Here is a 21,295-nt window from a genome sequence, read left to right as displayed (position 1 = left end):
CCGGCATGGTCAGCCGGGGAGGTGCACCGGGACGCTGGTCACCACCACCCCGGGCAACGCCCGCAGGGCCTTGCGCAGCCGCTGCTCGGTACGGCTGTGCAGCGGGCGGTGCCAGCGTCGGCGCAGCACCACCTCCGGCACCACCACGGTCAACACCAGTTCCGGCGCGGCGGCGTGCAACGCCTCCAGGTAGTGCGCCAACGGTCCGATCACCGCCCGGTACGGCGAGACGATCGTCTCCAGCCGGACATGGTCGCCCCAGGCCCGCCACTGCTCACGGAACCGGTCCGCCTCCGAGTCCTCCGGCGCGAGGTGCACCGCCAGCGTCGGCCGGCCCAGCGACACCGCGTACGCCAGGGCGCGCAGCGAGGCCCGGTTGAGCCGGACCACCGGCACCACCACCAGGTGCCGTACCTCCTGGGGCAGCTCCTCCCCCTCGGCCGGGCCGACCCCGGCAGCCCGGCCGGCAGCCGGCGGCCCGGCACCGGCCTCCGAAGCGGCGGGCGGCGGCCCGGCACCGGGTTCGTGGCCGGTGGGCGGCGGTTGCAGGGCCAGCGCGGCGTGCAGGGTCCGGTAGTGCCGGTGCACCCGCTGGAAGAGCAGCACCAGCAGCGGCACCGCGATCACCACCACCCAGGCCCCCTCGGTGAACTTCGCGACCGCCGCGGTCAGCAGCACCAGGCCGGACAGGACCGCACCCACCCCGTTGACCAGCGCCCGCCGCCGCCACCCGGAGCCACGGTGCCGCCGCCAGTGCACCACCATGCCGCTCTGCGACAGGGTGAAGGCGAGGAACACCCCCACCGCGTAGAGCGGGATCAGCTTCTCGGTGTGCCCGCCGAACGCGACGAACACCAGGATCGCCGTCCCGGCCAGCGCCACCAGACCGTTGCTGAACGCCAGCCGGTCGCCCAGGTGCAGGAAGCGGCGCGGCGCGTGGCCGGCCCGGGCCATGAAGAACAACAGCCGGGGGAAGTCGTTGAAGGCGGTGTTCGCCGCCAGCAGCAGGATCAGCGCGGTGGTCGTCTGCACCACGGCGTACCAGGGGCCGGTCGGGAAGGTGACCCGGGCGAGCTGGGACAGCAGCGTCTCCCCCGCCCGGGGCACCAACCCGTCCAGGTGGATCAGCAGGGTCAGCCCGGCGAAGAGCACCACCAGCATGCCCACCATCCAGGCCAGCGTGGTCCGGGCGTTGCGCCACTCCGTCGGGCGGAACGCCGGCACCGCGTTGGAGACCGCCTCGATGCCGGTCATCGACACCGCGCCGGAGGCGAACGCGCGCAGCACCAGCAGCAGCCCCAGCCCCTCCGCCGCCGGTACGGCCGGCGGGGCCACCGGCGCGAACCCCCGGCCCGCCGCCCGCAGGTAACCCACCGCCAGCAGCCCCACGATGGCGGCCACGAAGGCGTACGTGGGCAGCACGAAGATGTTGCCCGCGGTCCGTACCCCGCGCAGGTTGCCGGCGAGCAGCAGCAGGATCACCAGCACCCCGATCGGCACGGTCCACGGCGTCAGCCCCGGCAGCGCCGAGGTGATCGCGTGCACGCCGGCCGCGATCGACACCGACACGGTCAGCACGTAGTCCAGCATCAGCCCGGCGGCGGCGGTCAGCCCCGCGCCGACGCCCAGGTTGTCGCCCGCCACCAGGTACGACCCGGCACCGTGCGGGTACGCGGGGATGGTCTGCCGGTACGAGATCCCGACGGCCACCATCAGCAGGACCAGCCCGGCCGAGAGCGGCAGGGTCAGGCCCAGCGCCCCGCTGCCGGCGAGCACCAGCACGGTGAGCAGCGCCTCCGGTCCGTACGCCACCGAGCTGAGCAGGTCCGAGGAGAGCACCGGCAGGGCCACCAGTTTGCGCATCCGCTCGTAGAACACGGCCGCGCTGGTCAACGGCGGGCCGAGCGCCGCCCGGCGGGCCCGGCTCAATCCCCGGCCGAGGCGGGAGTCGGGCCGGTTGGCCGGTTCGGCGGCGACCAGTTCGTCCGGCTGGTCCGGCCGGAACAGGGCGATCGGGGCCAGCCGGCTGAACCGGCCCGGGGCGGGCCGGGCCCGGTACCGACCCAGCGTGGGGTCCACCGGCAGGTCGCGCGGGACGCCCGTCCGCCAGTGCTCGCCGATCCGGCGCAGGGTGGCCACCTCGGCCGGGTCGAGCGGCGGGAACTCGGCCGACGGGGTGACCACGGTGCCACCACCGGCCCGGTCCTCGTCCTGGTTCCGCCCCGACATCGCCACACCTCCCCCCGCACTCTCACGTGCGGGCGGGCCTCGTGGTGGTGGTTTGGGAGGACTCGCGGCGAACCGCCGGTCAGGGTGCCGGCGGGGCGGCGTCGGCGGGCACCGGGGCCGGTACGGGGCGGCGGCCGGCCCGGGCGCCGCCGAGCACCACCACGGCCACCCCGGCGAGCAGCAGCGCCAACCCGGGCAGGGCGAGCGGGCGGGGTAGCTGGCCCAGCCAGGCCCAGGCGATCACCGCGGCGCCCGGCGCCTCCAGCAGGACCAGCACGCTGATCGTGGTCGCCGACACCCGGCGCAGCGCGTGGTTGAACATCGAGTGGCCGAGCAGTTGGGCACCGGCGACCAGACCCAGGATGGCCAGCCAGGTGTCGGAGTCGTACCCGTGCAGCCGCACCCCGCCGACCAGGCAGACCACCAGCAGGATCGCCGCGCACACCCCGTAGCAGATGGTGGTGTAGGTGGTGGTGCTGATGGTGGCGCGGGCGCGCTCGCCGAACGCGGTGTAGACGGCGGCGAACATCCCGCCGGTCACCGCGAGCAGGTCACCGGCGAAGGCCCGGCCGGAGACGGCGACGTCCGCGCCGGTCGCCAGGACCGCGCCGGTCACCGCCACCGCGATGCCGGCCCAGACGGCGTACGGCAGGTGCCGGCCCTGCCAGCGGGCGATCAGCCCCTGCCAGACCGGCTGGGTGGCGCCCAGCGCGGTGGCCGCCGCGACCGAGGTGAGCTGGGCGCTCGGCATCCAGGTGGCGAAGTGGGCGGCGAGCGCCACCCCGGACAGCACGCAGTACCAGCCCTCCCGCCGGCCCGCCCCCACGGTCAGCGACCGGAGTTCGGCGCGGCGGCGGGCCAGCGAGAACGGGCCGAGCACGGCGACCGCGAGCAGGTTGCGCCAGAACGCGACGGCCAGCGCCGGGGCCGCCGCGAAGGCGATCAGGGGTGCCGAGGACGAGACCGCGGCGACGGCGAGCGCCAGGACGCCGACGGTCAGCGGGTCCGCCGGTGGACGGTGCGGGGTGGAGGACACGGAGAGCAATCCTCACACAGCCCCGGAACCACGGAACGTCAGCGCTCCGTTACGATCATGGCTCCCTCGCCGTCGACTCCCCTCGACATCCGGAGGCACTCCCCCATGCCCAGGTACCAGGCCGTGCTGTTCGACTTCTTCGGCACCCTGACCCGCCGTGTGCAACGCGGCTCGGCCCACCAGACCACTGCCGACCTGCTCGGCTGCCCGGCGGACACCCTCGCCGCCGTGCTCGACCGGACCTTCTACGAACGGGCCAGCGGCGAGCACGGCAGCGCCGAGGCGACCCTGCGGTGGGTGTGCGCGCAGGCCGGCCTGTACCCGTCCGACACGGCGGTCCGGGCCGCGGTGGCCTCCCGGCACCGGGCGGTCCGCGCCGACACCCGGCTGCGCGACGACGCGGTGCCCGCCCTCGCCGCGCTCCGTGGCCGGGGGGTCCGTACCGGACTGATCAGCGACTGCACCCACGAACTGCCGGCCTTCCTGCCGCAGCTCGCGGTCGCGCCGCTGCTCGACGTCCGGGTCTTCTCCGTCCAGGTGGGGCGGTGCAAGCCCGACCCGGCGCTCTACCTCGACGCGTGCCGCCGCCTCGCGGTCGGGCCGGCGGACTGTCTGTACGTCGGCGACGGCGGCAGCCACGAGCTGACCGGCGCGCAGCGGGCCGGGATGACCGCCGTCCGGCTCGCCGCCCCGGACCTGGCCGGGCACCTGGTCTTCGCCGCCGACGAGGGCTGGGAGGGGCCGGTGGTGCGTACGCTCAGCGAGGTGGTCGAGCTGGTGGACGCGGTGCCGGCCGGCTGTTGACCAGGGGCCGGCGGAGTCAGCGGCGGCGGACCCGGTGCAGGCGGAACGGCTTGCGGGTGGTCCGCACCACGGGGGCGTCGCGGGGCACCTCGGCGAGCGAGCCGTCGGGCAGCTCCGCGCCGGCGGCCGGGGTGCCGTCCGGGACGAGCCGGGTCAGCGCACAGCCGTCGGCCGCCCAGCGGGCCACCAGGTCGGCGGTGGGGCCGGAGGCGTTCAGCCGCTTGGCCGCCACCAGCGGCGCCGAGGTCTCCCACGCCGGCGTGCCCGGCGTCACCCGGGTCACCCGGGCCGGCCAGGTCACGATCCGCCCGCCGTGGTCGCCGCGCAGGGTGACCCGCGCGCCGGTGGCCTCGGCCAGCCCCGGCGCGGACTGCTCGCCCGGCCCGCTGACCACGAACAGCGCCCCCTCCAGGGGTACGCACCACAGCGCGGTCGCCGGCCCGTCGCCGACGCTCACCCAGGCCACCGCGGCCTTCTTCATCGCCTCGTCGACCAGCGGCGTCGACCGGGCAGCGTCCACCTCGTCCGTCACACCGGCATCCTCTCGTACCCGCCGGTCGGTGGGCACCCCGACGCCGGGGTTCAGCCGACGAAAGGCGGGATCATGATCTCGCCCCGTGCCACCGGCATCACCTGACCGGCCACGGTCGCCCCGACCGCCGCCCCGCCCTCGGCGGTCACTGTGCAGGCCAGCGCGGACGGGCGGCGGATCTCGGCGCCCTGCCGGACGGCGTACGTCGAACGGCCCTCGCCGGGGAGCAGGCCGCTGGCGACCAGCCAGACACCCAGCCCCAGGGCCGCCGAACCGGTGGCCGGGTCCTCGGGCACCCCCATCCCCGGCACGAAGACCCGGGCGTGCGCGGTTTGCGCGTCGGCGTCCCAGGAGAAGACGCTGACATGCTCCACGCCGTACCGATGTGCCGCCGCCGCGTTGACCCGGGCGCGGGCCACCGCGTCCGGGTGCACCGGCAGGTAGGGGAACTCCAGCCCGCAGCCGGCCACCCGGGGCGCCGGGCCGGCGTGGTCGGCGGCGGTGAGCCCGGCCATCTCCAGCAGCGGCTCGGGGTCGAGTTCCGGCCCGAGGGTGGGGGTGCCGCCGGTCAGGGTGGCCGCGTTCCCGGTCACCTCGATCGGGAGCACCCCGGCATGGCACTCCTGGGTGACCGGCCCGGCATCGAACATCCCCCGCCGGCTCGCCGTCACCGCGGCACCCACGCTGGGGTGACCGGCGAAGGGCAACTCCTCGGCCGGGGTGAAGATCCGGGCCCGGTAGGTGACGCCGACCTGGGTCGGCGGCAGCACGAACACCGTCTCCGACAGGTTGAACTCCAGCGCCAGCGCCTGCATCTGTTCGGTGGCCAGCGCCTCGGCGCCGAACACCACGGCCAGCGGGTTGCCGGCGAACGGTCGGTCGGTGAAGACGTCCACGATCTCGTAGGCCAAGGTCGACATGTTGTTAGACACTAGGCGCTTAGGCTGGTGCCCGTGAGTACGCCGAACCGGGTCTACATCGCTCGACTCGCCGGAGTCGCCGTCTTCGACCCCAACGGCGACCAGGTGGGGCGGGTCCGCGACGCGGTGGCCCGGCTCCGGCCGACCCAGCGTCCGCCCGAGGTGGTGGGGCTGGTGGCCGAGATGGCCATGCGGCGGCGGATCTTCCTGTCCATCAACCGGATCACCTCCATCGAGGCGGACGCGGTCGTCCTCGGCAGCGGCACGCTCAACCTGCGCCGGTTCGAGAAACGCCCCAACGAGCTGCTCGTCCTCCAGGAACTGCTGGACCGGCGGGTGCAGCTCGAACCGGCCGGCCAGCCCGGCACGGTGGTCGACGTGGCCATGGAACGCAGCCGGGGCGGCGAGTGGTCGCTGGCCCGGGTCGCCGTCCGCGAACAGGCCAGCCGGCTGACCCGCCGCGGCCACCTGCACCAGGTCGAGTGGGACCGGGTGCGCGGGCTCAGCGGCATCGCCGACAACCGGGGTACGGCCAACCTGCTCGCCGTGCTGGAGGACATGCGCCCCGCCGACCTGGCCAACGCCCTCCAGGACCTGCCCGACGCCCGGCGCAACGAGGTGGCGGCGGCGCTGGACGACGAACGCCTCGCCGACGTGCTCAGCGAACTGCCCGAGCACGACCAGGTGGAGATCCTCGCCGCGCTGGACCGGGAGCGGGCCGCCGACGTGCTGGAGGAGATGGACCCGGACGACGCCGCCGACCTGCTCAACGAGCTGCCCCCACCGGAGCAGGACGTGCTGCTGGACCTGATGGAGCCGGACGAGGCCGACCCGGTCCGCCAACTGCTGAAGTACACCTCCGGCACGGCGGGCAGCGTGATGACGTCCGAGCCGGTGATCCTGCCGCCGGACGCCACCGTCGCCGAGGCCCTCGCCCGGATCCGGGAGGAGCAGCTCTCCCCGGCGGTGGCCGCGCAGGTCTTCGTGACCCGCGCCCCGATGACCACCCCCACCGGCCGCTACCTGGGCATGGTGCACTTCCAACGGCTGCTCCGCGAGCCCCCGGCCGACCTGCTCGGCGGGGTGGTGGTCAACGACATCGACCCGCTGCGGCCGGCCACCCCGCTCCCGGAGATCACCCGCCGGATGGCCACCTACGACCTGGTGGCGATGCCGGTGGTGGACCGCAACAACCGGCTGGTCGGGGCGGTCACCGTGGACGACGTGCTCGACCACTCGCTGCCCCGGGACTGGCGGGACCGGGACGCCGTACCGACCCCGGCCGCCACCACCGGGGGCCTGGACGGCGCCGATGACTGAGCAGCGGCGGGCCGAGCGGCTGGACCAGCCGCGCGAGCCCCGGGGCGTCAAGCTGCCCCGGCTCGACCAGGAGGCGTTCGGCCGGTGGTCCGAGGGGATCGCCCGGGGCATGGGCACGGCGATGTTCATCGTCTACATGACCCTGGTGATCACGCTCTGGTTCGCCTGGAACACGTTGGCCCCGACGGACCTGCGCTTCGACCCGTACACCTTCACGTTCCTGACCCTGGTGCTGTCGTTGCAGGCGTCGTACGCGGCCCCGCTGATCCTGCTGGCCCAGAACCGGCAGGCCGACCGGGACCGGGTGGCGCTGGAGGAGGACCGCCGACGGGCCACCATGCAGAAGGCCGACACCGAGTACCTGGCCCGGGAGATCGCCGCGCTGCGGATCGCGATGGGCGAGGTGGCCACCCGGGACTTCCTCCGCTCCGAGCTGGCCCGGCTCGCCGAGGAGCTGGACGAGGCGGCGCAGCGCCGGCATCGGCTGGAGCGCCGGCAGCAGGAGCGGGAGGCCGCGCGCCCCGGTGGCGGGGAACCACCGCTCGACGAGCCCCGGGACGAACTGGACGGCGACTTCGCCGCCCGGGACAGCCGTCCGGAGGGCTGAGCCGATCGGGACGGCCGTCCGGACGCTGAGCCGGTCGGAGTGGCCGTCCGGAAGCTGAGCCGGTCGGGACGGCCGTCCGGAAGCCGAGGCGGTCGGGGCGGCCGTCCGGAAGCCGAGGCGGTCGGGGCGGTTTTTCGTACCCGATCGTCCGGCTTCGCCTGGCGGGGCGCACGCCCCGGAGGGGGTCATCGATTCGCTCACACCCGGCCCCGCCACCGGCGGCGGCCGACCGGCACCGACGTAGCATTGCCCGCATGTCAGCTCCCGTCAGCACCATCTCCGACGCGATCCAGGCCGCCCTGGCCACCGTCAACGACCCGGAGATCCGCCGGCCCATCACGGACCTCGGCATGGTCCGCTCCGCCGAGATCGGCGAGGACGGCGTGGTCCGGGTCGAGCTGCTGCTCACCGTCGCCGGCTGTCCGCTGAAGGACAAGCTGCGCACCGATATCACCGCCGCCGTCGGCGCGGTGCCCGGCGTGACGGGCGTCGAGATCGAGTTCGGGGTGATGAGCCAGGAGCAGCGGCAGGAGTTGCAGACCAGGCTGCGCGGGGGTGCCGCCGCGAACGAGCCGGTGATCCCGTTCGCCCAGCCGGGCACCCGGACCCGGGTGTACGCGGTGGCCAGCGGCAAGGGCGGCGTCGGCAAGTCCAGCGTCACGGTCAACCTGGCCGCCGCGCTGGCCGCCCGGGGGCTCTCCGTCGGCGTGGTCGACGCCGACATCTACGGCCACTCGGTGCCCCGGATGCTCGGCGCGGACGGCAAGCCGACCCGGGTGGAAGACATGATCATGCCGCCGCAGTCGCACGGCGTGAAGGTCATCTCGATCGGCATGTTCACCCCCGGGAACGCCGCCGTGGTGTGGCGCGGCCCGATGCTGCACCGGGCGTTGCAGCAGTTCCTCGGCGACGTCTACTGGGGCGAGCTGGACGTCCTCCTGCTCGACCTGCCGCCGGGCACCGGCGACATCGCCATCTCGGTCGCCCAACTGCTGCCCAACGCGGAGATCCTGGTGGTGACCACGCCGCAGGCGGCGGCGTCCGAGGTCGCCGAGCGGGCCGGGGCGATCGCCCTGCAGACCCACCAGCGGGTCGTCGGCGTCATCGAGAACATGTCCTGGCTGGAGCTGCCGGACGGGTCCCGGATGGAGGTCTTCGGCGCCGGTGGCGGCCAGGCGGTGGCCGAGTCGCTGAGCCGGACGATCGGCGCGCAGGTGCCGCTGCTGGGCCAGATCCCGATGGACACCCGGGTGCGCGAGGGCGGCGACGCCGGCACCCCGATCGTGCTGTCCGAGCCGGAGGCCCCCGCCGCGAGGGCGCTGCACCAGGTCGCCGACCGGCTGGCCGTACGCCGCGAGTCGCTGCTCGGCAAGCCGCTGGGCCTCAAGCCCGCCGGCCGCTGACCGCCCCGACGTTCCCGGCCGCCGGCCGTGCCGACCCCGCCACGAGGAACGCGGCCGACGATGATCGACTCCGTTTCCGGCAAACGGTGGTGTCCGCCCTGGGCTGATACCACCACCGGCCGCGAACGGAGTTGATCAGGCCGGGACCGGACCAGGCTGGGCCGGGTCGGGCTGGGCTGGGCCGGGCCGGTCAGGTGGCGTCGTCGTAGCTCGGCCGGGGGGCCGGGGCGGGCGCGCTGCCCGTCGCGGTGCCCTGGCGGGCGACGGCGCGCGGGTCGGCGGAGTTGGCGACCTCCTTGAGGTCCTCGTGCACACCGGTCACGTCCGCGCGCAGGTTGTCGTACACGCCCTGGAGCGGCTTCCGGATCGCCTGCTCGTCCTCCTCGCTGAGCAGGTGCTTGCGGATGAACGCCTTCGGGTGCAGGTCCTCCAACTGGATGTCGGTGCCCAGCTCACGACTCAGGTCACCGGTCGCGTTGCGGGCCATGTTGCGCAGGTTACGCACCATCCGCATGCCGTCGGTGATGACATTGGGCAACCGGTCGCCGAAGATCAGCAGTGCCAGGAGCAGCAGCACGCCGATCTCCCACCAGTTCAGGTTGTCGAGCACTGCTGGGCCTCCTCGTCGCGTCGGGCCAAGACTACGCACGTCAGGCCCCGATCCGGGAGGGGGTGACCGGTCCTCACTTCGCGTCCGCGGCGAGCGTCACCGAGGCGGTCCGCCGGGTCGAGCCCCGCCGGTACTCCACCGCCACCACCGAACCCGGGGCGAACTTGCGCACCAGCGCGGTCAGGTCGGTCGGCTCGTTGATCGGCCGGCCGTTGAGCTTGAGGATCACGTCCCCGGCCCGCAGCCCCGCCCCGGCGGCCGGGCCGGACGGCTCCACCGCCGCCAGGCGTACGCCGGCACCGGGCGTGGTGGCGGTGCCGGTGCCGGCGAACCCGGCGCCGATCACCGTACGGCGGGCCCTGCCGGTGCCGATGATGTCCTGGGTGATCCGTTTCGCCTGGTTGATCGGGATGGCGAAGGCGAGGCCGATGTTGCCGGCCTCGTGCCCCTCCGCCACCAGCGACTTGATCGTCGAGTTCACGCCGATCACCCGGCCGGCCGAGTCGACCAGCGGGCCACCCGAGTTGCCGTGGTTGACCGCCGCGTCGGTCTGGATCGCGGCGTAGTAGCGGACCGGGCCGCCGGGCTCCCCGGCCTGCATGGTGCGGTCCAGGGCACTGATGATGCCGGCGGTGACCGTGTTCGCCAGGGACAGCGGCGAGCCGACCGCGAGCACCGGGTCGCCCACCGCGAGCGCCTCGGAGTCGCCGAACTCGACCGGGCGCAGCCCCTTGCGGTTCACCTTGACCACCGCGATGTCGGACTCCGGGTCCTGGCCGACGACGGTGGCCGGGGCGGTGCTGCCGTCGTTGAAGGTCACCGACGCCCGGCCGGTGCCGCCGGCGACCACGTGGTCGTTGGTCACCAGGTAGCCGTCGGTGCTGACGATGAAGCCGGAACCCTCACTGGTGCCGCCCAGGCTGGCCACCCGCACGGTCACCACGCTGGGCAGGACCTTCTCGGCGACCCCGGCCAGCGAGTCGGGTCGACGCTGGGCCAGCGCCGGCGGCTCGGCCGGACCCGCGCCCAGCGTCACCCCGCCCCCGACCCCGCCGCGCACCGCGAAGGCGTAGCCGAGGGCACCGCCCAGGGTGCCGGCGAGCAGCGCGGTGACCAGTGGGATGAGCAGTAGCTGGCGCAGCTTCGGCCGGCCCGGCGCGTCCGGGTCGGTGACCGGTTCGGGTGCGGTCCCGGCGGCGGGCATCGTCGGCAGGATCACCGCGGCCGGCGCGTACGGGTCCCGCCAGGGGTCGGCGAGCGCGTCTGACCACCAGGGTGACGCCGGTGCGCCCCCGGCGCCGTACGACGCCGTCGGCGGACCCGTGCGGGGCGGGCCGGCCGGCGGTCCCGCCGGTGCCGGAGTCCCGCCGGGCCGTCGCCAGTCCCAGCCGTCGGTCACGTCGGTGCCTCCCAGTCCGTCCCCCGGCATCCCCGAGCCGCGGCCGGGGGTGGCGGTCGCGGCGGACGGGGTACCGCATCCAGGATTGCACGGATGCGGCGGACGGAGTCAGCTCTTGCCCTGCCGTGATCGCCACGGGTGGACTCGCGGCTGCGCCGAAGGAGCCTCGCCTCTAGGCTCATACCGCCAACCCGCCCCTCGCACCATCGCCACCCGCCCGGAGGTGTCCCATCGCCACGGTCGCCAGTTCCGGCAGTCCGACGGCGCAGTCGTTGCAGTTCGCCGAGTCGTACGTCGGCGAGGACGTCGTGCTGCGGACCGCCCGCAGCCTCGCCCGGGAGGTGGGCCTCGACGCGGTGACCCCCGGAGCCGGGGCGGCCCTGCGCCTGCTCGCCGCCGCCGGCAACGCCCGCGCGGTGGTGGAGATCGGCACCGGCACCGGCGTCAGCGGGGTGTGGCTGCTGCGCGGCATGCGCGCCGACGGGGTGCTCACCACCATCGACCTGGAGATCGAGCACCAGCGGATCGCCCGGCGGATCTTCGTCGAGGCGGGCTTCCCGTCCGGGCGTACCCGGATCATCACCGGCCGGGCGCTGGACGTGCTCCCCCGGCTCGCCGACGGCGCGTACGACCTGGTCTTCGTCGACGCGGAGGCGACCGGCTTCGCCGCGTACGTCGACGCCGCCCTGCGGCTGCTGCGCCCCGGCGGGGTGCTCGCCCTCAACGGCGCCTTCGCGGGTGGGCGGATCGGTGACCCGGCCGCCCGGGACGCGGAGACGGTGACCGTGCGGGAGACCGTCAAGGCGATCCGGGAGTCCGAGCACTGGATCCCGGCGCTGCTGCCGGTCGGCCACGGCCTGCTGGCCGTGGTGAAGTGCTGACCCGCTGAGGCCGCCCGCCCCGCCGACCCGACCCGACGGGCCGGCTCAGTCCAGCGTCGCCAGCCAGCGCAGCAGCCCGCGTACGCCCCAGCCGGTCGCGCCCCGAGTCAGCTCGGCGTCGTCGCCGTCGGCCCAGGACGGCGCGGACATGTCGATGTGCAGCCAGCGGTCCCGCAGCTCGCCGGTGAACTCGCGCAGGTAGAGGGCGGCCATCACCGAGCCCGCGCCCCGGTCCGGGGAGCTGTGCCGGTCGGCCAGGTCGCTGCCGAGGTGTTCGAGGTAGTCGGCGGGGAGCGGCATCCGCCAGGCGGCCTCGCCGGCGGCGTCCACCGCGGCGAGCAGGTCGGCGGCGAGTTGGTCGTTGTCGCTGTAGAGCGCGCCGGTCCGCTTGCCCAGCGCCACCGCGTTGGCCCCGGTCAGGGTGGCCAGGTCGACCAGCAGGTCGGGCCGGAGTTCGCGGGCGGCGTACGCCAGGGCGTCGGCGAGCACCAGCCGGCCCTCGGCGTCGGAGTTGGTGGACTCGCTGGTCGTACCGTCGTAGTGCCGGATGACGTCGCCGGGGCGGAACGCGGAGCCGCTGACCATGTTCTCGGCCAGCGGGGCGAGGGTGGTGACCCGGACGGGCAGCCGCAGCGCCGCCGCGCCGAGGGTGGCCGCGACGACCGCCGCCGCGCCGGCCATGTCCTTGCGCATCAGCTTCATCGCCGGCACCGGCTTGATCGAGATGCCGCCGGTGTCGAAGGTGATCCCCTTGCCGACCAGGACGACGTGGGCGCGGGCGTCGGCGGGACGCCAGTCCAGTTCGACCAGGCGGGGTGCGCTGGCCGAGCCGCCGCCGACGGCGAGGATGCCGCCGAAGCCCTCGGCCGCCAGCTCCTCCGGCCCGCGTACCCGCAGGTGCAGGTCGGGCTGGCCGGCGGCGGCCGACTCGACCTGGGCGGCGAACCACTGCGGGTTCTTCACCGAGGAGGGGGTGTTGGTCAGGTCCCGGGCCAGCCGGGTCATCCGGGCGGTGGTGCGGGCGACCTCGACCGCGTCCCGGTGCGCGTCCGGGTCGGCGGCCAGCAGGGTCACCCCGGTGAGCGCGGGAGCCTCTCCGGCGTCGGTCGCCCGGAACCGGTACGAGGCGAGCAGCAGCCCCTCGACGAGGGCCCGGACGGGGCCGGCGGTCGCGTCGGCCGGCAGCGCCAGCGTGACATGTGTCTCATCCGCGGCGGCGCGGGCCAGGGCGGCACCGGCCGTCCGCCAGGCCCGGTCGCCGCCGTCGCCCACGCCGAGCAGCAGCAGCCGGCCGGGGGTACGACCGGGACGTAGCTGGGCCAGGGCCTCACCGGCGCGGCCGGTCAGCCGGCCGGCCGGCAGCAGCGCCGCCGCCTCGGTCCGCACCTCGTCGATCAGCGGTGGCGCGGTGGTGACCAGCATCGGCGCGGCACCGACCGGTTCGGTGGCGGCGCGGACGGGCAGGACGAGGACGTCCGGCCGATCGACGGTGGCGGCGAGACTGATGGCGAGCACGCTGGACCGTACCTCCGGGAAGGATCGTGGTGCGGGACCTCGACATCCCGCGTGTGACAGACGAAGTCCCTGAGCCACCGGCGTCGCCGGTGGCTCAGGGACATGACGGACCGCCCGCGCGGCGCCGCGCGGATCGTCGATCGATCAGCCGGCGGCCGCCTTGAGCGCGTCACCGAGCGCGTTGGCCTCGTCGGGAGTCATCTCGACGACGAGCCGGCCACCGCCCTCCAGCGGGACTCGCATGACGATGCCCCGACCCTCCTTGGTGACTTCCAGCGGACCGTCGCCCGTCCGCGGCTTCATCGCCGCCATGTTGTCTCCCCTCAGACCTACATCAGGGTCGGTGGGTTGCCCCACAGCCACTTCGTGATGACCACCCGCAAGGTACGCGGGGGCGTCGACCACGATTTTCCCTGATGAACACCGCCGGACCCAAACCGGAGCAGCATTGATGTAACAGCATCTAGCTTATCTTGAGAAGGCCTGTCACAATGTGCGGTCATGCAGGCACGGTCGGCACTCTTCGACCTGTACGGCGACTACCTCCGGTCGAGGGGTGGGCGCGCGCCGGTCGCCGCCCTGGTGAGGTTGCTGGCACCCCTCGGCGTCGCACCCCCGGCGGTGCGGACCGCCGTCTCCCGGATGGTCCGCCAGGGCTGGCTCGACCCGCTGCGGCTCGCCACCGGCCCGGGATATTCGATCACACCGAAGGCGGCCCGGCGGCTCGACGAGGCCGGCGCCCGGATCTACCGCACCGGGCGGATCACCTGGGACGGACGGTTCGATCTGCTGGTCCTGACCACGCCGACGGCCCGCCGGGACCGGCAGCGGCTCGCCGCCAACCTCAGTTTCCTCGGTTACGGCACCCTCGACGAGCACACCTGGGTGGCGACCCGGACCAGCGAGGACGTCGACGTGCTGCTGGAGGAGGCCGGGGTGCGCTACGAGCGGTTCACCGCCGCGCACGCCGCCGGCACACCCGGGGCGATGGCCGTGGTCCGGCGGGCCTGGGACCTCGGCGCGATCGGGCGGGCGTACGAGCGGTTCGTGGCCCAGCAGCGCCCGATGCTGGCCGGGGTCACCGTGCGCAGCGGCGACGAGGAGGCGTACGCGGCCCGGTTCCGGCTGGTGCACGCGTGGCGTACCTTCCTCTTCCGGGACCCGCAGCTACCTCCGGCGCTGCTCCCCGAACGCTGGCCCGGCACCGCCGCCGCCGGCTTCTTCGACCGGCACGCGAGCCGGCTCCGACCGGCCGCCGACCGGTACGTCGAGCAGTGCCTCGACGCCGGCAACCGCACCGTCCGACAGAAGGGTCGTTAGAGACGTGACCGAGCCCCTGCTCGTCGACCGCACCGACGCCGTGGTCACCCTGACCCTGAACCGCCCCACGGCGATGAACGCCCTCGACGTGGCGCTCAAGGAGGCGCTCCGGGACACCCTGGCCGAGTTGGAGACCGACCGGTCCTGCCGGGCCGTGGTGCTGGCCGGCGCGGGCGGCTCGTTCAGCGCCGGGCAGGACCTCCGCGAGCACGTGCAGACCCTGGAGTCGGGCGCCACGAACCCGCTGGACACCGTCCGGGCGCACTACAACCCGATCGCCGCCCGGCTGGCCAACCTGCCCAAGCCGGTGGTCGCCGCGGTGCGGGGGATGGCCGCCGGAGCGGGGGCCTCGCTGGCCTTCCTCGCCGACTTCCGGGTCGGCGGGCCGAGGACGAGGTTCCTGATGGCGTTCGCCGGGGTGGGCCTGGCCGCCGACACCGGTGCCTCCTGGACGCTGCCCCGGCTGGTCGGCCACGCCAAGGCCGTCGAGTTGCTGATGCTCGCCGAGCCGGTGGGTGCCGACGAGGCGTGCCGGCTGGGCCTGCTCAACACGCTGGTCGACGACGACGAGAAGGTGCTGCCGGCCGCGCACGAACTGGCCGCCCGGCTCGCCGCCGGACCGACCGTCGCGTACGGGGCGATCAAGCGGCAGCTCTCCATCGCCGACGCGGGCACCCTCGCCGACGCCCTCGCGGCCGAGGCGCAGGCCCAGGCGATCTGCGGGGCCACCACCGACCACCGGGCCGCCACCGCCGCCTTCGTCACCAAGCAGAAGCCGGTCTTCGAGGGGCACTGAACCCGGCCCGGAAGCTCCTGGTCGACCCGTCCCGACCGGCTGCCGGCGGTTACCCGGTCAGCTTCCGGCTAGTCGTCCTCCTCCGGGTCCTGGTTGGCCTCGGCGCCCAGCACGAACGCCTGCATGGCCAGCTCGTCGCCGCTGGGCGAGACGAACGCGGGCAGCTCGGCCGGGCCCAGCTCCTGCACGTACGACCAGAAGAGCCGGACCGCCTCGGCCGGCGACTCGGCCTCGATCGGCAGGTCGAGGCTGACCAGCCAGGTACGGCGCAGCGGCGGCGGGCCGAGCCGGTCGGCCAGCTCCCGGTAGACCCCGGCGTCCAGGGCGGTCACCGGCCCGGTGAGCGCCACCTGGTCGACCGGCACCGGCGCGTCGAACGACCGCCGGGTGTACGCCACCAGCAGCGACCCGCCGTCGTGCCGGGCGACCCGGCCCAACGCCACCAGCCGGGGCGGGGCATCCGCCAGCACCGCCACCGGGTCGCCGGGGCGCGGCCCGGTCGCACCGGCCGGGGCGGCCAGCTCCAGGGTGTCGTGGTGGACGAGGCGTTCGGCGTCGTGCCGACCGGCCGGGAGCAGCACCGCCCAGGCCCCGTCGTCCCGCCCGCCGTCGACGTCGACGCTGCCGGTGCTGCGGTGGTCGGTCGCGGTCATGCCCCCATCCCATCACGGGCCCCGGCGGCGGCGACGTGGCAGCCCGCGACATGGTCGTCGACCATCCCGGTGGCCTGCATCAGCGCGTACGCCGTGGTGGGGCCGACGAAGCGGAAGCCCTGCTTCTTGAGCGCCTTGGCCAGCGCGGTGGACTCCGGGGTCAACGCGGGCACCTGGGCGAACGACCCGGGCCGGGCCGGCCGGGGCGGCGGCGCGTACGACCAGAGCAGCGCGGAGAGCCCGTCGGGCAGCGCCAGGGCGGCGCGGGCGTTGGCGACCGCCGCCTCGATCTTGGCGCGGTTGCGGACGATCCCCGCGTCGGCGAGCAGCCGGGTCACGTCCGCCTCGTCGTAGCGGGCGACCCGCTCGATCCGGAAGTCGTCGAAGGCCAGCCGGAACGCCGGCCGCTTGCGGAGGATGGTCAACCAGGACAGGCCGGACTGGAACGCCTCCAGGGTGAGCCGTTCGAAGAGCGCGTCGTCGCCGCGCAGCGGGCGGCCCCACTCGGTGTCGTGGTAGGCCGCGTAGTCCGGGGTGCTCGCGCCCCAGCCGCAGCGGGGCAGGCCGTCAGGGCCGGTCACCAGGTCAGTCACCCGGTACAGGCTAGGGCAGGGGGCTGACAACGGCCGCCGCGCGGGTCAGGGCAGCCGGCCCTGCTCGACCAGGCGGGCGAACCGCTTCAGGGCCAGCGTCAGGCTCGCCTTGGAACCCGGCCAGAGCAGCGGCCAGGCGACCCGGCCGGCCGTCCCGCCGGGCAGGTGGAACCACTCGTGCCAGACCACCTGGGTACGGTCGTCGGCCAGCGGGGTGCAGCGCAGCACCCCGGGGCCGCGCAGCAGGCTGCCGCAGTGCACCACGCCCACCTCGTACGGCGCGTCGACCCGGACCACCCGCATCTCGTCGCGTACCGCCGCCGGACCCAGCGCGGTGACCGCCTCGACCAGGCTGCCCTCCCCGCCGTCACCCTCGACCACCCGGACCCGGGTCAGCGGGATCCAGTCGGACTGCCGCTCCCAGTCGGTCAGCGCGGCGAAGACCCGCTCGGCGGGGGCGTCGACGATCACCGTGGCGGTGAACTCGCCGGCACCGCGCTGGGCCGCCTCGCCCAGCCCCTCCGCGCGGTCCGGGCCGGTCATACCGACTCCGACCGGACCACCGCGTTGCCGGGGCGTCCGCCCTCCTGGTCCGCCTCGGTCGGGTCGTCGGTCCGCGCCTCGGCGGTGCCGTCGGTGGGTGCGCCGGCCGTCCCGTCGGTCGGTGCGGAGACCGTCCCGGTGGGGCCGGAGCCGGTCCCGGTGAGCGGGGCCGGCCCGGTCGGGTGCCCGGCGGGCTCGGTCACGGCCGGCCGGACGGTGCCGACCGGTTCGGCCGGCGTCAGGTCGGTGTCGGCCGGACCCGACCCGTCGGCGTCGGGAGCCACCGGGGAGCCGTCGGGCGTCGCGGCGGACGCGGCACCGGCGGCCTCCTCGCGGGTCCGGCGCAGCGCGTCGGCGTCCTCCGTCCGCCCCTCCCGCAGCGCGGCGACCTCCGCCTCCAGCACCCCGATCAGCTCGGCCTTGTAGCCGATGTCGTAGGCGGCCCGGCGCATCGCCTGGTCGACCTGGGCCATCCGGTAACCGCGCAGGCCGGTGTCGAAGCGGACCGCGCCGACGTCCGACTCCCGCAACGGCCGGCTGCCGGGCAACGGGACGGCCGTCCCGTCCGGCTCGGCCGACGCCAGGGCGTCACGCCCGGAGATCAGCACCGTCACGCCGAACACGACGGCGGCCACGGTCAACGCGATGACCAGAACGAGCAGAACCTGACCCATGAAGAGATCGTGGCACGGGGACCGCCCCCGGAGCGACCCCAACCACCGGCATCGTCACCGATCTTTCGGTGGCCGTCCCGGCCCCGGCGGGTGCCCGGCGACCGGATAGCGTCGTCACCGGCCGGGCGATCCGGTCGGTGACCTGCGGGAGGCGGAATTGGCCGGCGCGCTGCGGCTCGGTGGGCGGACGTTCGCCCCGGACGAGCTGGTGGTGATGGCGATCGTCAACCGGACGCCGGACTCGTTCTTCGACCGGGGCGCCACCTTCGCCCAGGACAGCGCCCTGCGGGCGGTGGAGCGGGCGGTCGCCGAGGGTGCGGAGATCATCGACATCGGCGGGGTGAAGGCCGGGCCGGGCGACGAGGTCGACGTGGCCGAGGAGATCCGCCGGACGGTGGACACCATCGCCGCGGTCCGCGCCGCCTTCCCCGAGGTGGTCATCTCGATCGACACCTGGCGGGCCGAGGTGGCCGTGGAGGCGGTGGCGGCCGGCGCGGACCTGCTCAACGACACCTGGTCCGGGGCCGACCCGGCGCTCGCCCGGGTCGCCGCCGCGACCGGCGCCGGGCTGGTCTGCTCGCACGCCGGCGGCCTGACGCCCCGGACCCGGCCGCACCGGGCGGCCTTCACCGACGTGGTAGCCGACGTGGTCGCGACGGTGACCGGGCTCGCCGACCGCGCGGTGACCCTGGGGGTACGCCCGGACGGCATCCTGATCGACCCGGCGCACGACTTCGGCAAGAACACCCGGCATTCGTTGGAGATCACCCGCCGGTTGGACGAGCTCTCCGGGACCGGCTGGCCGCTGCTGGTGGCGCTGTCGAACAAGGACTTCATCGGCGAGACGCTGGACCTGCCGGTGCGGGAACGGCTGGAGGGCACCCTGGCCGCGACGGCGGTGTCGGCCTGGCTGGGCGCCCGGGTGTTCCGGGCCCACCAGGTGCTGCCCACCCGCCGGGTGCTCGACATGGTGGCCTCGCTGCGGGGCGACCGGCCGCCGGCCCTGACCCGACGCGGGCTGGCCTGACGCGGACTGGCCTGACGCGGACTGGCCTGACGCGGGCTGGCCTGGTCTGGCGGTCAGGTCCAGCGGAGGATGCGCTTGCGCCAGGCGTAGAGGATGCCGAGCGCCACGATCGCCACGAAGACGCCCATCTCGGCGACGGTCACCGCGCCGAAGCCGGGCCGGTCGAAGACCACCGCCCAGGGGAACAGGAAGACCGCCTCGACGGCGAAGAGCACGTACAGGTAGGCGTAGACGTAGTAGCGGATCTGCATCTGCGCCCAGTCACCGCCGACCGGGTCGAGACCGCACTCGTAGCTGGCCCGCTTGCCGGACGGCTCGGCCGGTCGTCTGGGGCGTAACACCCGGTTGGCCGAGAACGCCGCGACGAAGAAGAGCACGGCGGCGAGCAGCAGGAGCCCGAGCGTCGCGTACGAGCCCAGGTAACCGGTCACGGTGGGTCAGCCTACCGGGCACCGGGCCGGTCCGGGCGGCGCGGGCGGGGGCCGAACACGTTACGGATTTGTTTCCCGGTGCGACTAGTGCCACCTGGCAACTGTTACCGAATAATGAACCCTCACCCAGTGTCACGGAGGACCGATGCCCCGCGTGGACGTGCGGCCCGTTCGGCGGGCCCTCGACCGGCGTACCCCTGTCCTGGTCGCGGCGTCACTCGCGGCCGGGCTGGCGGTCGCGCTCGGGGTCGCCCCCGGACTGGCGACGGCGGCACCCACCGTCAACCGGTCGGCACCCGCGGTCACCGACCCGACCGACGTGACCAACCCGGGCGGCGATCCGACGGACGAGACCACGCCGCCGACGGCGACCGAGCCGGCCCCGACCACCGCGCCGCCGACCCTGCCGCCGGACCCGACGCCGAGCACCGCCACGCCCGACCCGACCAGTACGGCACCGCAGAGCACCACCCCGGGCGCACCGGGTCCGACGGTCGCCACCACCGCACCGACGACCGTCCCGGCCCCGCAGCCGTCCCTGCCCACCCGGCCGGCACCGCCGCCCGGGCCGCACCCCGGCCAGCAGGGCGGCGACCGGGTGGGTGTCCAGGTCACCACCGGGGACGTCACGCTCGACGACGGGTACTGGGGCACCCAGAGCACGGTCACCACGCTGCGGGTCACCGTCACCAACACCGGCGCGGTGCCGGAACGGCTGCGCCTGGCGTACACCCTGCCGGCCGGGCTCACCGACGCCGGGACGCCGGGCTGCGCGGCGGCGGGCGGCGGCGGCTGGCACTGCGGGGAGTGGACCACCGAGCCGGGCGCGCGGTTCACCAGCCTGATCCGGGTACGGGTCCACGGCACCGCCTGGCGGCAGATGCCGCTGAGCGGCTCGGTCCGGGTCACCGCCACCGGGCCGGACGCCGGTGACACCGCGCAGGACAACGAGGGCTTCGCGGTCCTCTTCCCGCCCGGCCCGCCGGTCCCGGGCATACTGCTCGACGCCGACGGGGTGGCCTTCGACATCAGCGGCGGCCCCGCCGAACTGGCGGCCCAGTTGGGCAACACCGGCAAGGTGGACGCCGCCGGGCGGGTCGAGGTGGTCCTGCCCGCCGGGGTCAGCGTGCTGAACCCGCCGGCCGGCTGCGTGTCCCTCTCGCCGACCCGCACCCGCTGCGACCTGGACACGGTGCCGGCCGGGCAGACCGAGACACTGCGGCTCACGGTGGCCGCCACTCCGGACGCCCAGCGCGAGGCACCGCTGGCCGGGGCGCTGGTGGGCCGGCTGGCCCCGGAGCGCGGACGGGCCCGCCAGGTGCAGATGAGCTTCCGGATCACCGCCGCCGCCGCGCTGGCCACCCCGCCGGTGGGCAACCCCCAGCCCACCGGGTCGCAGGGGGTGATCGCGGCGGACGGCCGCGCCGCCCGCGGCGGGGAGATGTCCTCGGCGCAGCGGATCGCGGTCGTCCTGATCGCGGTCTCCGGGCTGCTGGTGGTGCTGGCGCTCGCGCTGGCCACCGCCTCGCTGCGGCGGCGGATGAGCGGGCCGGCGGCGGACCCGCCCGCGACGGACTGACCGCCTTGCGGGGACGCCCAGGTGATCCACCGGGCGACCCGATCCGGTGATCTCAATTACGGCGGCCACCGCAAAACGGCGCATAACCGGACAGAAGCCTGCCGATTCGGTTCCCAGGTGTCGGACCTCCACCAAGGATGCCCTAACCGCGGGACGTAGGCTTTGAGGAGAGACGACAGCGAACCGGGCCAGCCAACCGGTGGACCGGGCGCAGCGGCGCACCAGGGAGGTCGCGTGGCCGGGCAAGGCGGGGTCACCATCATGTTCAGCCGCGCGCGCGGCGGGGCTGAGCGAAGCGAGGTGCAGGCGTGACCAAGCAGATCCGTCAACTGGACCGGGTGGTGATCCGGTTTGCTGGTGATTCGGGCGATGGTATGCAGTTGACCGGTGATCGGTTCACGTCGGAGACGGCGCAGTTGGGTA

Annotated in this window: 22 protein-coding genes; 9 read left to right on the top strand and 13 right to left on the bottom strand. The window is 74.8% G+C overall.

What is annotated here, in order from left to right:
- Positions 1-9: 9 nt before the first annotated feature.
- On the bottom strand, positions 10-2,229 hold the full coding sequence (locus ACIQG9_RS27150; RefSeq protein WP_400407765.1) for an amino acid permease: 2,220 nt from the start codon (positions 2,227-2,229) through the stop codon (positions 10-12).
- A gap of 79 nt (positions 2,230-2,308) precedes the next feature.
- Complete coding sequence (locus ACIQG9_RS27145) at positions 2,309-3,274, bottom strand: DMT family transporter (protein WP_400407762.1); 966 nt, start codon at positions 3,272-3,274, stop codon at positions 2,309-2,311.
- A 96-nt stretch (positions 3,275-3,370) separates the two neighbouring features.
- Here ACIQG9_RS27145 and ACIQG9_RS27140 point away from each other — a divergent pair, with 96 nt between their 5' ends.
- On the top strand, positions 3,371-4,069 hold the full coding sequence (locus ACIQG9_RS27140; protein ID WP_400407759.1) for an HAD family hydrolase: 699 nt from the start codon (positions 3,371-3,373) through the stop codon (positions 4,067-4,069).
- 16 nt (positions 4,070-4,085) lie between these two features.
- Here the strand turns inward: ACIQG9_RS27140 and ACIQG9_RS27135 are convergent, their stop codons facing one another.
- Positions 4,086-4,550, bottom strand: coding sequence for a hypothetical protein (locus ACIQG9_RS27135; protein WP_400407860.1), 465 nt, complete (start codon positions 4,548-4,550; stop codon positions 4,086-4,088).
- A gap of 101 nt (positions 4,551-4,651) precedes the next feature.
- Positions 4,652-5,521 carry a PhzF family phenazine biosynthesis protein gene (locus ACIQG9_RS27130; RefSeq protein ID WP_400407756.1) on the bottom strand — a complete coding sequence of 290 codons (870 nt, stop codon included), beginning with the start codon at positions 5,519-5,521 and terminating at the stop codon, positions 4,652-4,654.
- 33 nt (positions 5,522-5,554) lie between these two features.
- Here ACIQG9_RS27130 and ACIQG9_RS27125 point away from each other — a divergent pair, with 33 nt between their 5' ends.
- The 3 genes from ACIQG9_RS27125 (at position 5,555) to ACIQG9_RS27115 (ending at position 8,851) form a co-directional block, all read left to right on the top strand.
- The gene (locus ACIQG9_RS27125) at positions 5,555-6,841 is read left to right on the top strand and encodes a magnesium transporter MgtE N-terminal domain-containing protein (RefSeq protein ID WP_400407753.1); all 1,287 of its coding nucleotides are present in this window, start codon (positions 5,555-5,557) and stop codon (positions 6,839-6,841) included.
- Positions 6,834-7,448 (top strand): DUF1003 domain-containing protein, encoded by a 615-nt coding sequence (locus ACIQG9_RS27120; protein ID WP_400407751.1) that lies wholly within the window; start codon positions 6,834-6,836, stop codon positions 7,446-7,448. Before ACIQG9_RS27125 ends, ACIQG9_RS27120 begins: the two co-directional genes overlap by 8 nt.
- A gap of 254 nt (positions 7,449-7,702) precedes the next feature.
- A complete protein-coding gene (locus ACIQG9_RS27115; RefSeq protein WP_400407749.1) occupies positions 7,703-8,851 on the top strand; it encodes an Mrp/NBP35 family ATP-binding protein in 1,149 nt (382 codons plus the stop codon).
- Between the two features lie 190 nt (positions 8,852-9,041).
- On the opposite strand, the gene ACIQG9_RS27110 is transcribed toward ACIQG9_RS27115, so the two are convergent.
- Complete coding sequence (locus ACIQG9_RS27110) at positions 9,042-9,461, bottom strand: preprotein translocase subunit TatB (protein WP_400407746.1); 420 nt, start codon at positions 9,459-9,461, stop codon at positions 9,042-9,044.
- 73 nt (positions 9,462-9,534) lie between these two features.
- Positions 9,535-10,860, bottom strand: coding sequence for a S1C family serine protease (locus ACIQG9_RS27105; protein WP_400407744.1), 1,326 nt, complete (start codon positions 10,858-10,860; stop codon positions 9,535-9,537).
- Positions 10,861-11,132: 272 nt separating this feature from the next.
- Between ACIQG9_RS27105 and ACIQG9_RS27100 the strand changes: the two genes are divergently transcribed.
- Positions 11,133-11,741, top strand: coding sequence for an O-methyltransferase (locus ACIQG9_RS27100; protein ID WP_400407742.1), 609 nt, complete (start codon positions 11,133-11,135; stop codon positions 11,739-11,741).
- 45 nt (positions 11,742-11,786) lie between these two features.
- On the opposite strand, the gene ACIQG9_RS27095 is transcribed toward ACIQG9_RS27100, so the two are convergent.
- Positions 11,787-13,256 carry a leucyl aminopeptidase family protein gene (locus ACIQG9_RS27095; RefSeq protein ID WP_400407739.1) on the bottom strand — a complete coding sequence of 490 codons (1,470 nt, stop codon included), beginning with the start codon at positions 13,254-13,256 and terminating at the stop codon, positions 11,787-11,789.
- 144 nt (positions 13,257-13,400) lie between these two features.
- On the bottom strand, positions 13,401-13,568 hold the full coding sequence (locus ACIQG9_RS27090) for a DUF3117 domain-containing protein (protein ID WP_007455245.1): 168 nt from the start codon (positions 13,566-13,568) through the stop codon (positions 13,401-13,403).
- A gap of 189 nt (positions 13,569-13,757) precedes the next feature.
- Between ACIQG9_RS27090 and ACIQG9_RS27085 the strand changes: the two genes are divergently transcribed.
- Both ACIQG9_RS27085 and ACIQG9_RS27080 read left to right on the top strand, forming a co-directional pair.
- Positions 13,758-14,576: a PaaX family transcriptional regulator C-terminal domain-containing protein gene (locus ACIQG9_RS27085; protein ID WP_400407737.1), complete on the top strand. Its 819-nt coding sequence runs from the start codon at positions 13,758-13,760 to the stop codon at positions 14,574-14,576.
- A 4-nt stretch (positions 14,577-14,580) separates the two neighbouring features.
- On the top strand, positions 14,581-15,372 hold the full coding sequence (locus ACIQG9_RS27080) for an enoyl-CoA hydratase/isomerase family protein (RefSeq protein WP_400407734.1): 792 nt from the start codon (positions 14,581-14,583) through the stop codon (positions 15,370-15,372).
- Positions 15,373-15,440: 68 nt separating this feature from the next.
- On the opposite strand, the gene ACIQG9_RS27075 is transcribed toward ACIQG9_RS27080, so the two are convergent.
- From ACIQG9_RS27075 to ACIQG9_RS27060, 4 genes are read right to left on the bottom strand one after another with little or no spacing between them, the layout of a single operon-like run.
- Positions 15,441-16,025 (bottom strand): hypothetical protein, encoded by a 585-nt coding sequence (locus ACIQG9_RS27075; protein ID WP_400407731.1) that lies wholly within the window; start codon positions 16,023-16,025, stop codon positions 15,441-15,443.
- Positions 16,022-16,618, bottom strand: coding sequence for a DNA-3-methyladenine glycosylase I (locus ACIQG9_RS27070; protein ID WP_400407729.1), 597 nt, complete (start codon positions 16,616-16,618; stop codon positions 16,022-16,024). Before ACIQG9_RS27070 ends, ACIQG9_RS27075 begins: the two co-directional genes overlap by 4 nt.
- A gap of 45 nt (positions 16,619-16,663) precedes the next feature.
- Positions 16,664-17,161: an SRPBCC family protein gene (locus tag ACIQG9_RS27065; protein ID WP_400407727.1), complete on the bottom strand. Its 498-nt coding sequence runs from the start codon at positions 17,159-17,161 to the stop codon at positions 16,664-16,666.
- Complete coding sequence (locus tag ACIQG9_RS27060; RefSeq protein ID WP_400407725.1) at positions 17,158-17,835, bottom strand: DivIVA domain-containing protein; 678 nt, start codon at positions 17,833-17,835, stop codon at positions 17,158-17,160. The genes ACIQG9_RS27065 and ACIQG9_RS27060 overlap by 4 nt, the downstream gene beginning before the upstream one ends.
- A gap of 157 nt (positions 17,836-17,992) precedes the next feature.
- Between ACIQG9_RS27060 and folP the strand changes: the two genes are divergently transcribed.
- Complete coding sequence (folP, locus tag ACIQG9_RS27055) at positions 17,993-18,862, top strand: dihydropteroate synthase (RefSeq protein ID WP_400407723.1); 870 nt, start codon at positions 17,993-17,995, stop codon at positions 18,860-18,862.
- A 53-nt stretch (positions 18,863-18,915) separates the two neighbouring features.
- Here the strand turns inward: folP and ACIQG9_RS27050 are convergent, their stop codons facing one another.
- Positions 18,916-19,293 carry an NADH-quinone oxidoreductase subunit A gene (locus ACIQG9_RS27050; RefSeq protein WP_400407721.1) on the bottom strand — a complete coding sequence of 126 codons (378 nt, stop codon included), beginning with the start codon at positions 19,291-19,293 and terminating at the stop codon, positions 18,916-18,918.
- Positions 19,294-19,438: 145 nt separating this feature from the next.
- Here ACIQG9_RS27050 and ACIQG9_RS27045 point away from each other — a divergent pair, with 145 nt between their 5' ends.
- Positions 19,439-20,872 carry a hypothetical protein gene (locus ACIQG9_RS27045; protein ID WP_400407719.1) on the top strand — a complete coding sequence of 478 codons (1,434 nt, stop codon included), beginning with the start codon at positions 19,439-19,441 and terminating at the stop codon, positions 20,870-20,872.
- Positions 20,873-21,295: the final 423 nt, after the last annotated feature.

The sequence above is a fragment of the Micromonospora sp. NPDC092111 genome, assembly GCF_044755745.1.
In the GTDB taxonomy this organism is placed as follows: Bacteria; Actinomycetota; Actinomycetes; order Mycobacteriales; family Micromonosporaceae; genus Micromonospora.
The sequence above is the reverse complement of the archived record's forward strand: the minus strand, read 5'-3'. Positions and strand labels throughout refer to the sequence as shown.

Bases quoted from the DNA above. Each gene is read 5' to 3' on its own strand.
- ACIQG9_RS27135 (WP_400407860.1), bottom strand. From the start codon at position 4,550: ATGAAGAAGGCCGCGGTGGCCTGGGTGAGCGTCGGCGACGGGCCGGCG.
- ACIQG9_RS27130 (WP_400407756.1), bottom strand. From the start codon at position 5,521: ATGTCGACCTTGGCCTACGAGATCGTGGACGTCTTCACCGACCGACCG.
- ACIQG9_RS27120 (WP_400407751.1), top strand. From the start codon at position 6,834: ATGACTGAGCAGCGGCGGGCCGAGCGGCTGGACCAGCCGCGCGAGCCC.
- ACIQG9_RS27060 (WP_400407725.1), bottom strand. From the start codon at position 17,835: ATGGGTCAGGTTCTGCTCGTTCTGGTCATCGCGTTGACCGTGGCCGCC.
- ACIQG9_RS27090 (WP_007455245.1), bottom strand. From the start codon at position 13,568: ATGGCGGCGATGAAGCCGCGGACGGGCGACGGTCCGCTGGAAGTCACC.
- ACIQG9_RS27065 (WP_400407727.1), bottom strand. From the start codon at position 17,161: ATGACCGGCCCGGACCGCGCGGAGGGGCTGGGCGAGGCGGCCCAGCGC.
- ACIQG9_RS27075 (WP_400407731.1), bottom strand. From the start codon at position 16,025: ATGACCGCGACCGACCACCGCAGCACCGGCAGCGTCGACGTCGACGGC.
- ACIQG9_RS27150 (WP_400407765.1), bottom strand. From the start codon at position 2,229: ATGTCGGGGCGGAACCAGGACGAGGACCGGGCCGGTGGTGGCACCGTG.
- ACIQG9_RS27140 (WP_400407759.1), top strand. From the start codon at position 3,371: ATGCCCAGGTACCAGGCCGTGCTGTTCGACTTCTTCGGCACCCTGACC.
- ACIQG9_RS27045 (WP_400407719.1), top strand. From the start codon at position 19,439: ATGCCCCGCGTGGACGTGCGGCCCGTTCGGCGGGCCCTCGACCGGCGT.
- ACIQG9_RS27115 (WP_400407749.1), top strand. From the start codon at position 7,703: ATGTCAGCTCCCGTCAGCACCATCTCCGACGCGATCCAGGCCGCCCTG.
- ACIQG9_RS27085 (WP_400407737.1), top strand. From the start codon at position 13,758: ATGCAGGCACGGTCGGCACTCTTCGACCTGTACGGCGACTACCTCCGG.